We start from the raw sequence: 15,870 nt of genomic DNA, 5'->3' as shown, positions 1-15,870 counted from the left end.
TCTTCGGTAAATCAAACTGGCGTATTCGATTGCAAAGTATTTACTATTTCAACACGTTCTTTTGGTTTACTAGTGCTATTGTCTTGTCGAATATTATCTTTATCGCAAATCTATTCGCAGCGATTCTCCATATTTGGTTTCCTGAGGTAACGATGCTCTTTACCTTTGGCGGAAGTAATCGGCAAATCGGCGCGCTTTTATTAGTCAATTGGGCGTTAATGTTCGCCATTTATTTACTGCAGATTCAACTCGCTTTAGCCAGTCAATTTGGGCAAGCGACAACGGCAAATTTCTTTTATGCTATTGCATCTTATTTTACCTATTCCATGTTGTTTATTGGCATTTCAATTGTCGCCTTCTTTTCTTATGTTGGTGACAAACTGTTTAAACGTGACAGCAGTAAATGGTATAAGACACAACGTTTTGACGATTAGGAGGCAAACTTATGCGCAGACGTCCTATAATCACCTGGCTCCTGCTAGCTTTACTATTTTTGGTATATATCGCAGGGGTACTCTTTAATATTAGAGACAATCAAATTAAACTAGAAAAAACAACCTATCAAAAATGGCGAACTGCTTATGTCACCCAAAGCGATGAAGGCTCCTTCATAAAAACTAACAACCAAGCTAACATCAATCTTTCATTGTCTGAAGGACATGGCTATGGCATGCTAATCACTATGGAAGCAGCCAAACGTGGTTGGGCCACAGAAAGTGATTTTGATGATTTATATCGTTATTACCAAAATTTCCAAATCAGCGCTAAAAATCCATTGATGAGTTGGCGACAAACATTCAATGAGGACCAAAAAGTCGAAAAAGAAACAACCAATGCAACCGATGGCGACTTAGACATTGCGTACGCTTTAATTGAAGCTAGTGAACAATGGCCCAATAGTCAAACAGACTATAAAACTGCAGCTAAACACTTACTCGCAGCCATTAAGACCCATAATTATAATTCGAACAATCAACTATTGACGGTCGGTGATTGGGCTACACCAGATTCTAATTTTTATAACTTAATTCGACCATCCGACATTGTTCCTAGCTATTTCGATAAATTTGCAACCTTCAGTGACGATCATTTCTGGCTCACCCTTAAAGAAAATTCACTAAAGGCTTTAGCTACTTTAAGCAAGCAACACAAAAGTGGCCTTATTCCAGATTTTGCGTGGGCCAAAGATGGAACTGTCCTATCTGCTAAAAAAAATGATATTGCCGGTGCTAATGATGGCAATTACGGTGCTAACGCATGTCGGATTCCTTGGAGATTAGCAAGTTCAAATGATCAAGAAAGCAATCAAATCTTGAGCAAAATGATGAACTTCTTCTTAGCTGAAGACACTATAACCGAGGGCTATACTTTATCAGGAAAAGCGTTATCTCAAAGTCAGTCTAAAAGTTTCTCAGCCCCAATTTTATATGCTGCAACTAAAAAAGAAGCTTACGAAAACTTAGTAGATTCGCAATCATGGGTTCTACAAAAAAGTCTTTCAGGTAGTGATTATTATGGTGAAACATTGACTACGCTAATCACGCTACAAATGAATCAAAAATAAAACTAAAACGGCTGTGACAGCAAAATTGTCACAGCCGCTTTAGTTTTTTAAGCACGCTCAATTGTTGTTTCCGTAGCAGTTTCACTGCTATGTGATTTCGTCAAACTTTTAATTGATCCACGAATGATGATCGAAGCCGCAAACCCAACCAATACTAAAACAGCGAAGATTCGTAAAACATTCGTATACGAATGGAACATCTCTGTGACCTTACCTAAAAAGATTGGTCCAAACATTCCAGCTGCCGCCCAAGCGGTTAACATATAGCCATGGATTGCTCCCACTTCTCTCGAACCGAAAACATCGCCGATATATGCCGGTACGATCGAAAAGCCTGCGCCATAGCAAGTCATCAATAGACAAATTAATACAGCAAAAAGTAACGGTGAGTTCACCACGGACAAACCTAGCAATACAACGATATCGATTATAAATAGAATCGTGAAAACATTTTTTCGTCCTAAAACATCTGAGATCAACGCCCAAATCAATCGACCACATCCATTGAAAACACCCATGACACCGACCATCGTAGCTGCCATGCCGGCAGTCATACCGGTGATTTCTTGAGCCATCGGAGAAGCCTCCGAAACAAGAGAGATCCCGCAAGAAATATTTAAAAAGAGCATGAACCATAATAACCAAAATGTTTTTGTTTTAATTGCTTGATTAGCAGTCAGTTGAACACCGCTGTACTGCAATTTCACTTCATTTTTTTGATTTTCTACCATGGAACCTTTGGGAGCCCAGTCAACTGGTGGTTTTTCCAAATATCGAGAAGCCGTAAACATCACCAGAAAATAAGCCGCTCCTAAAATGTAGAAAGTTTTAACAACCCCGACATGCACCATTAACTGTTGAGCAATCGGTCCTGTAATCATCGAAGCAAAACCAAAACCCATGATAGCAAGACCTGTGGCCAAGCCTTTTCTATCAGGAAACCACCGAATCATCGTGGATACTGGTGTGACATACCCCGCCCCTAAACCGATACCGCCGATAATACCATAAGTTAGATACAGCATGGGTAGCGACTGGCTATCTACTGCAAAACCGGTCGAAATAATACCTAAACCGAATAAAATCGATGCGACTGTTCCGGTTTTTCTTGGACCGAATTTCTCTACAAATCTCCCCATAAAAGCTGCAGATGTTCCTAAACAAAAAATTGCTAAACTAAATGCAAAAGAGATTGATGATTTGTCCCAACCGGTCATCTCTCCGATGGGTTCCTTGAATACACTCCACGCGTAAGCCGAACCGATTGATAGGTGAATCGCTACTCCCGATAATGCGATCAACCACCTATTTTTTTCTCTGCGCATTTCATTCCCTCCTAGTTTGATTGCATCCGTTTAAGTACTACACAAAAATAACTAAAGTTATATTTTTGCCTAAAAAAACTTCAAGATGCTCATTAGATTTAAGTATACGCTTTCAAAAAGACAAACTCAATTAAATAGTCACATTATCTTAATATATTACGTTTTATTAAAAAATAAGCGGAAAGAATAGCCTTCCTAAAGCCAAAACTAGCCAATCTTAACAAAAAAGCCTCGGACTAGCCGAGACTTTCTTTATTTATTCCATCAAAAAGTAACGACCTTCTCGGCCCACTCCACCATGTCAACACAATCGAACATTGTCGAAATTGGACAGGCTGTTTGCTCCTCCAGCTGTCTCGATTTTAGACAAGTACCACACGCCAACAATTCTCCGCCACCAGCAATTAACTTTTTCATCTCCGCTGGGACGTCGTATTGGTCATCTTCACTACTTTCAACCTCCACCGCTTCTCCCATTAAGAAGAATTTAACTTGATGTTCTTTTTTTAATGCTGCCACGCCAAAACGAAAGGCATTCCACGCTTTCTCAGGTTCATTCGTTTCCAAAATAATCGCCAGTTTCATTTTTCATCCTCCTATCCCTTTTTCCCTCTATCGCACTTTGATTATAGCGTTTTCACCGTTTTGAAACAATCCCCGCAATTGCTTTTACGCGACAGATATTAACAGCAAAAAAAGGGGAAGTAGCTGGATAAATTCCAGATACTCCCCCCTATTTTGAAAATCATTCTGTTGTTTCACCGTAACCAGCTATGCTTTCCTGTATTTTTCCTTGCGCAAGGATCTCTACTCTAGTCTGCATTTCTTCATAAAGTGATAAGACGGCCCGTCTAGACTCATCCACCTCTTCAGAGATTTCTTTGGCTTGATCATTGATTGCTATCAATTCTTTTTTCGCTTCTTCAATAATTCGATATGCCTCGAGCTTCGATTTTTCAACCATTCGATTGGCTTGTTTACGAGCAGAAATCAAGACTTCACCAATTTCCTGCTGTGCAGAATGAGCTTCTTCCTTTAACTGCTCATTTTCTGATTGTAGTGCGGCAACTTTTTCCCGTAATTCTGTTAATTCCTTTTCTTGCAGCTCTGTTGTTTCCTGTTCTTTGCTCATTTGATCAATTGCTTGATCTTTTTCAATAATTACTTGATCCAACTGAGAATATTGCTCATCTTTTTCATTGATCTCGGTTAGAAGCTCTTCAATCTGACCTTCCAACTGATTAATTTTTTCTAGCCGCTGGACTTCTTCGTCTTTCTGCTGAGCGACCAACGCTTGATGTTCTTCGTGAATTTCTTCCAACTCCTGTTCTACAGTGGCTAAATGCGCGACAGAATCACGCAGTGTTTGGTTGTCAGTCTGCAATTGCTCTAATTGCTTGTTTAAATTATCTAATTCCTGATTTTCTTTAAGTCGTTGAACCTCTTGGCGTGCGCGTTGAACTTCCGCTTCTAAATCTTGAATTTGACGCCTATTTTGAGCCTTTTCTTCACCCATTCGTAAAACGGATTGGCGATAATTTTCATTTTCTTTGGTTAATTGTTGATTCTGTACAGTCATATCTTTTTTATATTTCTGTAAAACCTGTTCCTTTTCAAAAATCAAACGCTTTAACTCTTTGATTTCTTCTGCTTGTTTTTCTGGCGAGTCTGAAACAGTATTGTCAGAAACCATTTTCAATGTTGGTGCAGGCTTCGTTTGGGTTTGAGTCTGTGGTTGCTCCTGAACTTGAACATCCTTCTCCACTTTCTCTTCTGGAACGGAATTGATCTCATCAATAATGTTCTTGTTAAAAAACCAGCCACTCTTTTTTTGTTGTGCTACCATTCTTTTCCCTTCTTTCTGTTAGTCTTCTTCTTGAATCATTGAAAATTGATCTTCTCCATTCTCGCGAGAGAAAGTACAACTATAATCCAATTTCTGTTTTTCTCCATCCCTTACATTCAACTGGAAAGTAATTTGTGACAGTTGCGGGATTCCCTCTGCCTCCTTAGCGAAGGCTTTTATATTCTCTTTAATCTGCTTTCGATTTGCTTCATCTGTTAGATCTCCCGCTAAGACAATATTCAGCGTTTGGGTAGGAACGTCTAAAACGATCAGCGTCGTCGGCAAACCAAAGTATGGGCTGAGCTTATTCGAAAGGTCACTTTCCAGTGAATATTGTTTTTCACGACTCTCAGCAGAAAACAACTCTTCCCAAACATATTCTTTCAAACCAAGTCCTTCTTTAGGATAAGCTTTAACCGGTATTTTATTGATTAATTTTTTTTGCTCTTTTTTCATTAGTTGAATTTCATCTCTCAATTCACTATTTTGTTCATGGATGGTATATACCTGATTTTGCACTTGCAGTAAACTGTAGGTGCTCAGCAGTACTCCGATAGATAAACAGAAGAACATAAATAGCAATGCCGCTACATGTTTCGTTTGTTGAATTTGTTTCACGTATTCCAACTTTCGCTGAAAAGTTGCTGAAGCATTTCTTGGCGGCTTAATCATCTGCAATCGAACAGCGATAACCATTCGGAATAGCCCCACAATAAGCACTAAAATAAGTAGCCCGATAGAAATCCAATTAATGATTATCAAAGCTTTTCCCCTTTTCTATTAATAATTATCGATTTTGGCTAAATGAATCGCTGGAAAACGAAATTGAACGGTCCCCTCAATTGCTTTTTGATGAACAAAACCAAATGAACGGCTGTCTTTAGAGATATCCACATGATCGCCAATTACAAAATAAGCATCTTCAGGTATCCTATTTAACGTTTGAAATTCATCCGCAGTCGTCGGTGATAACTGAAACGTATTCGTCGTTTCAAAATCATCCTGCTCGCCAATATTCAAAACCATTCGATTATTTTGTACAAGGATGCTGTCACCTGGCATACCGATCACACGTTTGACGAACATCCCATCTTCCTTATCTACTGAAAAAGCAATAATATCGTAGCGCTGGATTTGTGTTTTTTTCTTTACAAAAACTTGATCTCGTTCAGTCAACGTAGGAACCATTGATGTTCCTGTTATTGAGTGAACACTAAAATTCTTTTTCAATTGATCTCTCACAATAAACAAGAGTGTTAGCGATAGAACGCTCAGTAAGACCAGCGTTAAAATTAATCTTCTCCGATTATTTTCGGCCTGCTCGTTTCGCCTATTCGCCATGAGCCTTGGCACCCCTTTATTTTGCTTTAATGTAGGTGACTAAATTTGATTTTGCCAGGCTCGCGTCAATTACTCGATAAGAAATAATATTGCCGCCATAAACATTGCCTTCCGAGATTAAGATCCCTTCCGGTCGGACTGCTTCAACAAAAGCAACGTGCCCATACCGAGGATCTGAGCCCGCGGTACCTGGTGTAAAGGAAATTAGCCAGCCTACTTTCGGTTCGCGACCAACTTCATAACCTAAGGCCTTTCCTTTCGTCCCCCATTCGCCACCATTTCCCATAAAATCATCCACGCTCTTTCCTAACTGTTTCACTCGATTAAAGGCATACCAAGTACATTGTCCAGCTGGATAAGAACCGGAAGTATTATAGTTCACTCCGTTATAATCTGGGTAGCGCATCAAAGTCCGGTATTCTGATGGAATCTCCTCTTTTCCTTTAATGAAGATGCCTGATGACTGATCGACTTTTGGCCGATCATATTGCGTCAAATTATAAACTGCGATAATTGAGTTTAATTTTTTACCATAAGAGGTATCTGTCGCGTAGGTGCCAGTCAATGCATGTGTGGTTCGCAAATAATTTTTAGCTGTGGAGCGCCAGGTTTTTTGATAATAACCTGCGTTACCGGAGATCCCCCCCCGCAACAATTGGACATAATCTCCCAAAGAAGCCGCATAATTCGGGTATTTACGGAAGGCTGAATTAATGGAGTATAGCTCGCCATTCCCCCGATCCTCTTGTGTTGCCATTGAAACTGCTTGACCTTGATAAGTCCCTTTTACTCCAAAAAGATTATGATTTGGCGGTAGTGACAAACTACTGCTGCCTGACCCACTTTCTAATAAAGCCTGCGCGATCATTACTGAAGCAAAAACATCATATTCCTGTCCTAATTTACGTGCATCCTCGGCGATTTTGGAAATGAAGTTTTTAGAGCCTTCATTTTCGCTGAAACTGATTGAAGCTGGATACTCAGATAAGACTGTCTGACCATAAGCTGTCAAAGTTACATCCGGTAACCTTTGAACGAAGAGCTCGTCACCCAGATCCATGGGTTCTAAGACAACTTGACATTGTTTTTCCTTCTTAGCTGAAGCGGCAAGTTGTTCTGTCTCAGTCGCTTCCTCTTTGGTCACTTCTGTTTCACCCTCTGCCGATTCCACTACTTCGACATCATCGACGGTTAAGTAGTATTCTTTCCCGATATAGATACCCACCATTTCAAGCTGATCATTTTTCTTTTGATATAGCAGACTACCAATCTCAATCTCTTCCTTCGTTTTTTCCGGCGTGCCAGTAATTTCAATTTCAAAAAGATCTTCGTACAATTTAGCCGCTAGTTGTTCTACATTGAACCCTTGCTCCTGCTCAATACCCAATTTCTTAATTCCATCATAGATCAAGGCGGCATGAGCTTTATTTTCAAAACTTGCAAGTAACGGTAACTCGTACCCTTTCAAATCTGATTGAGCAACTTCCGAAGTCTTCAGATCACTCGGCAATTGCAACGTACTGGTTGCTGAAAAAGCTTCTGGTACTTCTTGAGTAAACACTTCACTCGTTTGTACTTGAGCTTTATTCGAGACGGAAGGTGCCGGGGTCTCAGGTGGCAAAATCGGTGTTGGAGCTGGCGTAAATGGTTCTGTGGAACTTGATGGCTCAGGAGTCTCCGATGGTGAAAACCCAGAAGAACTGTTAGTCGTTTCAAAGGTACTGCTAGAACTAGAACCAATACTTCCCGATGTGCTCGGCTGGCTAGTCGTCGAACTCTCGCTTGGAGGAGGAGTTGAGCTAGCGGTACTGGAACTTTGACTTGTTGAATTATCAGAATTACTAATACTAGAGCTCTCGCTGGAACTTTCCTTGCTTTGAGAAGTCTCACTGGCGGCTGGCTCATTCTTTGACCCGTCAGATACACTAACATCAGTTATTTCCTCAACTTCGGACTCAGCTGGTGCCTGATTTTCTGTTGGTGTTTGTTCCACCAATACTGCATCCGGAGCTGTTCCGTCTGAGACCTCCGGATTTGTTTCGACTGGCGTATCCGCCGTTTCAACGGGTGGTTCTGCTTGCGGCTCAGTTGGTGTAGCTGGTGCTACTACCGCTGGAGCAGCCGAAGAGTCTGGCGTCGCTGTTTCCACTACAACAGATTGTTCAACCAATTCATCTGCTTTTAGTGCCCCGTTTCGTAGACTTCCTATTCCCCAACAAAATACCGCTACCCCACAAATTCCCCAAACGATTTTTTTCATGAATAATTCCCCTTCTTTCTAATTTTGAATCAAATAAAGTATTTTGAAAAAAATACTAGGGGCAACCAATGTTTTAAAAAAAATCAAGGATGCTGTTAATAATCCGCATCCTTGATTCATCCTTCGCTAATGATGCACCCATCACTCAAATATTTTCACAATGAATGTCAATCATCCCTCCGCCGCTCACCACTAAAGATTTAAAGTAGCATCTGATAAGTTATACTATTTCATTGATTCGCGGCATTTTTCCTCTGTAAGCTGAACAGAGAGAAGCTAATCAACAGAACCTGTGCCTAAATCTCCATCTAAGGTTCGGTATGCTGTTATTAGTAAAATTACAATGACCGGATCTTTTATGTATTTTTTGTTAACACTCCACTAGAAATTTTATGTTATTCTATATCCTCATCATAAGAACTTTCTCAATCAAAAAGGACGCTACCGCATTCCCTTCTTTTAGAATCTCTTGAGTTCACGTATCATTGGTTACACATATCATTTTACCCGCATCTTTAAGGAATGTCTCAGCCATTTTTTCAATATAAAATTTAATTTTTGGATAAAAATAAGGGTTTTAAACATTTATATCCACCAACATCTTTGCTGTTGCTTAAACCTCATAGAAATTTAACTATTTAAATTTATCTGTTATAAAAATTCTTTTTTTTATACTTTTTTTCGATTTTTGATTTATTTCTTTTTGACTGATTTTCACCTCAAATACTGAAGAACGTACGACCGATAAAATTTCCCCACAAAGATTCCGCTCTTATCTCTCCTCTTGATAGTCGTTTCCTCTAAGAAGCATACTTGGAAAGCTAAAAAAATCAGCGTGAGGACGAAAAAATCCATCCCCACGCTGATTTTATTTTCACTTCAGTCTACCGCAATTTTTCGGTAATATTCTTATAATTTGAGGAACTTACCAGCCTCCCGAAGCGCCACCACCACCGGAGGAGCCTCCACCGAAGGAACCCCAAGAAGACCCCCCACCTGAGCCGCTATTATTATCGGACCAGTTACTAGAATTATAATTTGAGGCCAAATAAGCCGTGGTCAGTACATCACCATTACCAGAATATAGCGTGTCACCAATTAAGATCCGGCCAAACATTTTCTTTTCGGCAGAAGGATTTTTAAGCAATCTTCCTTGAATGATTGCCCGCTTAACGCCTCCAACGGACAGACCAATCAGCAAACCGCTTAGTAAAATATGGTAGAGCTCTGTGTGTTTAACCGTTCGCTGTAATTCCTCTTCACCCGTGAGTGAAGTAGTTTCTACTTGATACTTTTTGTAGCTTTCTTTTAGGAAAAGACGCGCCCGCAACAGGTTGATTACGAATATCAAACTGACAAAGAGAAGCACTCCTAAAACTACTATGCCTGTCCAATGAAAGAACATCATTTGGGTCCGTTCACTCTCCACCTTTTTGATCTGCGAATCTACCAAGGCTGTCTTCGTATTCATAATCGCAAAGACTTCATCTAGAACTTGATTGACCCCTCTATCATAGTCTTCATCTTTGAACGCATCCACAACATCCTCATTGCTGATAATATCATCGGCCTTCCCATCAGGAATTAATCCCTCCAAGCCATAGCCAACTTCCAAACGAAATTCACGTTCATCTAAGGCAACCAAGTACAAGACACCATTATTTTCATTCTTATCACCGATACCCAATTGATTGAAAATCTTATTGGCATAAGATTCGATATCCTCTCCCCTGGGTAGTTCGGGCACTGTAACGACTTCAAACTGTGCACCATTGGTACTGGCAGCTAATTGCTTGTTCAACTGATAGATTTTTTCCTTCGTTTTCTGACTTAGCATTTTAGCATTATCAGAAACAAAAATATTGTTCTTGTTGATCGTCAAATGTCCATTAGTATCTTTGATCGCCACATCATAATTATTGACATTTTTAGGATATTCCTTCAAATTAGCCAAATTATCATTCATTGTCGTTTTGAAGGATTGGTTGACTGTGACTTTTTTACCAGACAAAATATCTTCTCGTTGTTGGTTTAACGTCGTCAATTGCTGATCATAGGCTACTTTTTTATCTCCATACCCATTACTCGTAATAAGATTGAATAGCCCAAACCCGCTAATCAACAACACGATAACTAAAATTAAGGAAAAGACCCCGTTACGTTTGCGTAACTTGCGATAATTTTCAACGACCTCTTGCTGGAGTCGTTCCCCTGAAGCACGCTGTTTCCTTTTCATTTTCCCTCACCCATTCTTATTCGAAGCTGACATCTGGTACTTCTTTGGCTTTTTCATCAGCTTTAAAGTTCGTTTTTTTGTCAAAGCCTAACACTTTCGCCGCCATGTTTTTCGGGAAACGGACTAAGCTTTGATTGTAGTTATTGACTTCTTCGATATAGTTTTTCCGTTCGACCGAGATCCGATTCTCCGTTCCTTCCAGTTGTACCATCAAGGTTTTAACATTTTCATTGGAAGCGAGCGTTGGATAATTTTCTTGAATCACATTTACCATCGTACCTAAACTTTGATCAATTTGATTATTTGCTGCATCTTTCTCAGCCGGAGTCTGGGCATTGTTGTAGGCTTTTCTAGCATCCGTAATTTCCTTCACGATTTTTTCCTCGTGATTCATGCTACCTTGAACACTATTCACTAGATTAGGAATCAAATCTGCCCGTCGTTGCATCACATTTTCCACTTGCGACCATTTTGCATCCACATCATTTTCTGCTGAAGCCAATGAGTTGTATGTCGTCACCAAATAAACTCCGATTGCCAGAACAATCACGGCAATCCCAACAATAATACCGGTACCTCTTCTTTTCATTTTTATCCCACCCTTTTTCTGATTTATTTGTTATCTGTGATTGAGCTAATTATAGCATTCGGGTAGGGGCGCGCCTCAGACTTTCGGCTGATTTTTGAGTTAAGTGGTTGACAAATAGTTCCGCTGAATTTTTTCCTTCATATATAGAGATTAAAAAAGCCTTCAAACTTTTTAGAAGTTCGAAAGCTTTTTTGATTTTCAGTTAAAACAGACTGGTCGTGCTTCGATATAACCGCGATAGCCTTGGGGCTCCAATTGGATGCGGGGTGCATCATTTTCAGCCCACTGACAATTATTTAACTTAGGATCATAGTGATTGATCTGCTCGATCACTGCATTGATCGCTTCGTCAAATCGTGCTTCATCATAGGGATCTCCTTGAAACAGCAGCATCGTACAAGCAGGCAAATCGATCATTTCAAAGCCTTCTGGAACGATTCCTTGATAATCAAAGGGGACTTCGACTCCTTGGGCATACCTCGATGTTCCAGCTGGGCGCATCGTTTCAGGCAGCCACAATCCCACTGGTTCATACAACGCTTCTTTGATACTAGCAAGAATCCCCCATACATCGCACCCTACCTCACGGGCATATTCGATATAGTTACCTGCTTTCTTCCCTCGTAAGAGAATCAGCTTGCGGGTTGGAAAGTTAATTAGACGTACATGGAGATTTTTCGATATTGGCGGTAAATCATCATGTTTTTCTCCCATTAAATAGTAGCTTTCGACAGGATATGGGGTAAATAACGGGATCGGCGGTGTCTTTTTTTGATAGCTTTTGGGAGTGACGCCAAATTGCTTGCGAAACGCTCGAGTAAATCCTTCGTGAGAATCAAAGACAAAGTCCAAGGCTACATCAATCACCCGCAGCTTTTCATCTCGCAAAACCAAAGCCGCCTTCGATAAGCGTAATTTACGAATATATGCAAAAGGTGATTTGTCCGTGTATTCTTTAAACATTTTGGCACAATGCCACGGCGAATAACCCGCTTGCTGCGCTAACGCATGCAGAGTGATCTCCTCAGCTAGGTTTTCTTCTATATACGCCTGCATCCGGGTAACTGCCGCCGCGTGATCCAAATTTGCCATAATTTCCCTCCAATTTTGTAACTATATACTCGATCCACCAAAGCATCACAAGGAAGGTCAAGAAATGCTTTCCAGCCTCTCCTATAATTAGGTTATCAGTTAGAAAGAGGTCAGTCCAACGTTATTAAGCTGATCGATCCAAAAATATTGAATCAAAAAGGTATATGGATGGAAAATCGAACTTATTTTTCCTGAACAAAGAAGGAGTGGAAAAAATGAAAAGTATCAAAAAAAGTGTAGCAGGTCACATGGAAAAATTATGTCAGGAAATCGGGCCGCGCGCGACAGGTTCAGCTGGAAATAAACTCGCGGTGGATTACGCTACGGAGAAATTTCGGTCTTTAGGGTTTGATGTTCAGTTACAGGAATTCCCGTGTATGAATTGGCAAAATGACGGGGCAGAGCTTATTGTAGATGGTCAAGCAGTCGAAGTAGAAGCGGCGGAATATGCGATGCCTTGTGATGTTAGTGGAGAAATGATCTGCGTACAAACGATTCAAGAGCTGCAAGCAGCCGATTTTACTAATAAGATTTGTGTGATGTACGGTGATTTGTGTAAAGAACCAATCATGCCAAAAAGTATGGTTTTTTGGAATCCCGAAGAACACCAAGCAATCATTCGTGAACTGGAGCAAAAACAACCGTTAGCGGTCATTACAGTGAGCTTCCTTGAAGAAGTAGCCGTGCCAATCATCCAAGATGGTGATTTCACTGTTCCATGTGGAACAGTGCAGGGTAGATTTTTGCCTTCATTAATAAATAAAAAGAACGCCACCCTCCGACTATTCACTGAACGCAGAGCTACTGTCGCAGCAAATGTGATCGCCACTTACGGAAAAGGAAAAAAGCTCGCTTATTCAGCACACATCGATACCAAACCCACCACGCCGGGAGCGTTAGATAACGGAACAGGTGTCGCAACGCTGCTAACCTTAGCCGAACAATTGGTTGAAACAAAGTTGAATCATCAGCTTGAATTTGTTTTGTTCAATGGTGAAGATTACTATTCAATGCCAGGAGAAATGACCTTTATGGCTCAATCGTTAAATCAGCCGGAAGAATATGAATTCGCCATTAATGTAGACGGTGCCGGAATGCAAAACAGTTCCATCTCCTACTCTCTTTATGAATGTTCCGAACAATTGAGCGCACAGTTAGACACGTTTTCCAAAGCTTATCCGACTGTCGAAAAAGTCGAGCCTTGGCCGATGGGCGATCACATGCTGTTTGCAGGAGCGGGCATCCCGGCAGCTGCCATCACTTCCACACAAATCTATTTACTAATGGAAGCAGTCATGCACACTCCGAAAGATAATCTATCGATCATTGATTTCCAACGCTTAGAAGAAACCGTTCAATATTTAGTTGAGCTGACTAAATCATTCAGTTAAACGCTTAGAGATTGTGACAAAAGTGGTCAGCTTCAAGAGATAAGAAGGAATTTCCGGAAATTCCTTCTTAAATTTTTGTGAAATTTCGGCTTATTTCCGAAGAAGCTACTTTTAGACCTCTTTTCACATTCAAACGTTCCTCTTTATTGCTTACTCCACTCACAAATAAACTCGACGCATTTTTCGATATCTTCTGAAAAACTGGATTTATGCCGAATCAAATAAAAATTACGCTTATAGCTGTCATCCAGTCGTTGATGGTCGATCCCTCCTGCTGCACGTTCTGAGACCAACGAACAACCAAAGCCTTGCTTCAACAATTCTACGATGACTGCATTATTTTGAACTTCTATCATCGGCTTCGCTACATCATTTTCCTCTAAAAAACGCTTTGTATAATAGTAGACACCCGATGTATTCTCGCGAATAAGCCACGGTCCTTTTTGCTGATCTCCCGCCAAGACTAGCTGATCTTCCATCAATGTCAGCCGTGTGATATTTGTCGCTGCTAACGGTTTTTCGATAAAACCTAAATCAACCGTATGATGTTCTATCGCTTGCAAGACTTCCAAAGAATTCATCATCTGAACACTAAATTGAATTTGTGGGAATTTTTGATACAACTTTATCAGAAGCTGTGGTAAAAGATAATTGGCAAAGGTATGGGAAGCCCCAATCACGCAGCGGATAACTTGCTGTTGATTGGTTTGAACTGCTTGATAGAGACTATCCCAATCGGCCATCAAATCCACGACCCGCTCATATAAAATATCCGCTTGCGGAGTTACGAGAACTTCTTTGCGACCATTCCGAATAAATAATTGCGTGCCCAATTCGTTTTCTAGTTGTTTGATTTGAGCTGATACGGTCGGTTGAGAGATAAATAAAAGCTCAGAAGCTTTAGAAAAATTTTTCGTTTCATAAACCGTTTTAAAAGTTTCCAACCACTTAAAAATAGCAACCACTTCCATTTGTTTTTTCTATTAAAGGTATTATACCAATAAATTATAATAATAGAAAATATCGGTTATACTCATTATGCGCACAAAAATAATCTGATATTAAAAAATTTCTCCAACAAAAATTTGTTGCGGAAGTAAGCTGTAAATAGCTTTAAGTACTAGAAAGGAAGATAATTACCATGATGATCTTAAATGCAAAAACTAAAACAATCTTACCCGGCTTAGGTCTGTCATTAGCCGTGGCCGTTTTAGCAAAACTAGGCGCCTTGCTTTTACCAAAATTAGGCGGTGCTACCTTAGCGATTCTTTTAGGCATTCTGCTAGGAAACACTTTATTCAAACAGCCGGCCCTAGCCGCCGGTACCAAATTCTCAGAAAGTCGTTTATTGGAATACTCGGTTGTTTTGCTCGGTTTTACCGTGACTTTTCAAACAATCGGTGAAATGGGCCTTAAAGGTTTGCTTTATATTGTATTAATGATGACCACTGTGATTTGTGGAGCTTACTTTATTGGCCGTAAATTAGGCTTCAATGAAAAGATGGCCTTGATGATGGCCGGCGGTAATGCAGTCTGCGGCTCCTCAGCCATCGGTGCGATTGCGCCTGCCATCGAAGCCAACGACGAAGAAAAAGGACAGATTATTACCCTTGTCAATCTGCTGGGAACCGTGATGATGCTGACCTTGCCCTTTTTAGGCTGGTCATTGTTCGGGGCTGACTTGTTAAGTAAAAGCGCCTTACTAGGTGGAACATTGCAATCCGTTGGACAAGTTGTCGCGGGAGCCAGCTTGATCAATCCCGAAACCGTAAAATATGCGATGCTCTTTAAGATCACCCGTATCATCTTTTTAGTTGTCGTTGTTTTCCTATTTGAAAGCAAGGCCAAACACGATCATTTAGTAACTACCTCTGAATCCAAGAAAAAATTCTCAATTCCTTGGTATGTCACTTGCTTTTTAATCTTTTGTATTATCAATAGCTTTTTTACTCTGCCCACTTTATTTAGCGAAGGTGCTCATTTTATTAGTACTTGGTTTGAAACCATCGCGTTAGCTGCCATCGGATTGCGACTCGACTTTCAAAAATTTTTAAAAGAAGGCCCTCGTTTCTTGCTTTATGGTTTATCCGTCGGTGCTGTTCAAACGATTGCCGCACTCTTGTTTATTTTTCTTTTGCAGATTTAGTCACTTTAAACCAGTCTACTTTTACAGCGAAAAGCGCCTCATTCCCTGAGAATGAAGCGCTCTTTTTGTATACTTAAATA

General features: G+C 40.3%; 13 protein-coding genes and 1 pseudogene. 4 read left to right on the top strand and 10 right to left on the bottom strand.

Translation table 11 applies throughout. The annotated features are described in order from the left end of the window. Both EP1_RS13560 and EP1_RS11800 read left to right on the top strand, forming a co-directional pair. A pseudogene (locus tag EP1_RS13560) lies at positions 1–434 on the top strand (glycosyltransferase family 2 protein); the annotation flags it as partial. Between the two features lie 11 nt (positions 435–445). Continuing rightward, positions 446–1,564, top strand: a complete 1,119-nt coding sequence (locus tag EP1_RS11800) for a family 8 glycosyl hydrolase (RefSeq protein ID WP_067627646.1) — start codon at positions 446–448, stop codon at positions 1,562–1,564. Positions 1,565–1,611: 47 nt separating this feature from the next. On the opposite strand, the gene EP1_RS11795 is transcribed toward EP1_RS11800, so the two are convergent. From EP1_RS11795 to EP1_RS11755, 9 genes are all read right to left on the bottom strand, one after another. Next, entirely contained in the window at positions 1,612–2,889 is a 1,278-nt protein-coding gene (locus EP1_RS11795) for an L-lactate MFS transporter (RefSeq protein WP_067627645.1), read from the bottom strand. A 264-nt stretch (positions 2,890–3,153) separates the two neighbouring features. Next, complete coding sequence (locus EP1_RS11790; protein ID WP_067627643.1) at positions 3,154–3,474, bottom strand: DsrE/DsrF/TusD sulfur relay family protein; 321 nt, start codon at positions 3,472–3,474, stop codon at positions 3,154–3,156. Between the two features lie 160 nt (positions 3,475–3,634). Next, entirely contained in the window at positions 3,635–4,735 is a 1,101-nt protein-coding gene (locus EP1_RS11785) for a coiled-coil domain-containing protein (RefSeq protein ID WP_067627641.1), read from the bottom strand. Positions 4,736–4,753: 18 nt separating this feature from the next. Further along, positions 4,754–5,431, bottom strand: a complete 678-nt coding sequence (locus EP1_RS11780) for an FtsB/FtsL family cell division protein (protein WP_245630612.1) — start codon at positions 5,429–5,431, stop codon at positions 4,754–4,756. 84 nt (positions 5,432–5,515) lie between these two features. Further along, positions 5,516–6,076, bottom strand: coding sequence for a signal peptidase I (gene lepB / locus EP1_RS11775; RefSeq protein ID WP_067627634.1), 561 nt, complete (start codon positions 6,074–6,076; stop codon positions 5,516–5,518). A 16-nt stretch (positions 6,077–6,092) separates the two neighbouring features. Further along, complete coding sequence (locus EP1_RS11770; RefSeq protein ID WP_067627631.1) at positions 6,093–8,336, bottom strand: glucosaminidase domain-containing protein; 2,244 nt, start codon at positions 8,334–8,336, stop codon at positions 6,093–6,095. A gap of 925 nt (positions 8,337–9,261) precedes the next feature. Further along, on the bottom strand, positions 9,262–10,572 hold the full coding sequence (locus EP1_RS11765; protein ID WP_067627628.1) for a TPM domain-containing protein: 1,311 nt from the start codon (positions 10,570–10,572) through the stop codon (positions 9,262–9,264). Positions 10,573–10,588: 16 nt separating this feature from the next. Continuing rightward, the gene (locus EP1_RS11760) at positions 10,589–11,161 is read right to left on the bottom strand and encodes a LemA family protein (protein ID WP_067627625.1); all 573 of its coding nucleotides are present in this window, start codon (positions 11,159–11,161) and stop codon (positions 10,589–10,591) included. 198 nt (positions 11,162–11,359) lie between these two features. After that, positions 11,360–12,253, bottom strand: coding sequence for an AraC family transcriptional regulator (locus tag EP1_RS11755; protein ID WP_067627624.1), 894 nt, complete (start codon positions 12,251–12,253; stop codon positions 11,360–11,362). A gap of 215 nt (positions 12,254–12,468) precedes the next feature. Here EP1_RS11755 and EP1_RS11750 point away from each other — a divergent pair, with 215 nt between their 5' ends. Beyond that, positions 12,469–13,644: a M28 family metallopeptidase gene (locus EP1_RS11750; RefSeq protein ID WP_067627621.1), complete on the top strand. Its 1,176-nt coding sequence runs from the start codon at positions 12,469–12,471 to the stop codon at positions 13,642–13,644. Positions 13,645–13,787: 143 nt separating this feature from the next. On the opposite strand, the gene EP1_RS11745 is transcribed toward EP1_RS11750, so the two are convergent. Beyond that, a complete protein-coding gene (locus tag EP1_RS11745) occupies positions 13,788–14,615 on the bottom strand; it encodes a LysR substrate-binding domain-containing protein (RefSeq protein WP_067627618.1) in 828 nt (275 codons plus the stop codon). Between the two features lie 170 nt (positions 14,616–14,785). Between EP1_RS11745 and EP1_RS11740 the strand changes: the two genes are divergently transcribed. Next, entirely contained in the window at positions 14,786–15,790 is a 1,005-nt protein-coding gene (locus EP1_RS11740; RefSeq protein ID WP_376716094.1) for a YeiH family protein, read from the top strand. Positions 15,791–15,870: the final 80 nt, after the last annotated feature.

Origin of the sequence: Enterococcus pseudoavium NBRC 100491 (genome assembly GCF_001544295.1) — a bacterium.
Classification (GTDB): Bacteria; Bacillota; Bacilli; order Lactobacillales; family Enterococcaceae; genus Enterococcus_A; species Enterococcus_A pseudoavium.
The sequence above is the reverse complement of the archived record's forward strand: the minus strand, read 5'-3'. Positions and strand labels throughout refer to the sequence as shown.

Coding starts and splice junctions, on each gene's coding strand:
- EP1_RS11800 (WP_067627646.1), top strand. CDS start 446: ATGCGCAGACGTCCTATAATCACCTGGCTCCTGCTAGCTTTACTATTT.
- EP1_RS11795 (WP_067627645.1), bottom strand. CDS start 2,889: ATGCGCAGAGAAAAAAATAGGTGGTTGATCGCATTATCGGGAGTAGCG.
- EP1_RS11790 (WP_067627643.1), bottom strand. CDS start 3,474: ATGAAACTGGCGATTATTTTGGAAACGAATGAACCTGAGAAAGCGTGG.
- EP1_RS11785 (WP_067627641.1), bottom strand. CDS start 4,735: ATGGTAGCACAACAAAAAAAGAGTGGCTGGTTTTTTAACAAGAACATT.
- EP1_RS11780 (WP_245630612.1), bottom strand. CDS start 5,431: ATGGTTATCGCTGTTCGATTGCAGATGATTAAGCCGCCAAGAAATGCT.
- lepB (WP_067627634.1), bottom strand. CDS start 6,076: ATGGCGAATAGGCGAAACGAGCAGGCCGAAAATAATCGGAGAAGATTA.
- EP1_RS11770 (WP_067627631.1), bottom strand. CDS start 8,336: ATGAAAAAAATCGTTTGGGGAATTTGTGGGGTAGCGGTATTTTGTTGG.
- EP1_RS11765 (WP_067627628.1), bottom strand. CDS start 10,572: ATGAAAAGGAAACAGCGTGCTTCAGGGGAACGACTCCAGCAAGAGGTC.
- EP1_RS11760 (WP_067627625.1), bottom strand. CDS start 11,161: ATGAAAAGAAGAGGTACCGGTATTATTGTTGGGATTGCCGTGATTGTT.
- EP1_RS11755 (WP_067627624.1), bottom strand. CDS start 12,253: ATGGCAAATTTGGATCACGCGGCGGCAGTTACCCGGATGCAGGCGTAT.
- EP1_RS11750 (WP_067627621.1), top strand. CDS start 12,469: ATGAAAAGTATCAAAAAAAGTGTAGCAGGTCACATGGAAAAATTATGT.
- EP1_RS11745 (WP_067627618.1), bottom strand. CDS start 14,615: ATGGAAGTGGTTGCTATTTTTAAGTGGTTGGAAACTTTTAAAACGGTT.
- EP1_RS11740 (WP_376716094.1), top strand. CDS start 14,786: ATGATGATCTTAAATGCAAAAACTAAAACAATCTTACCCGGCTTAGGT.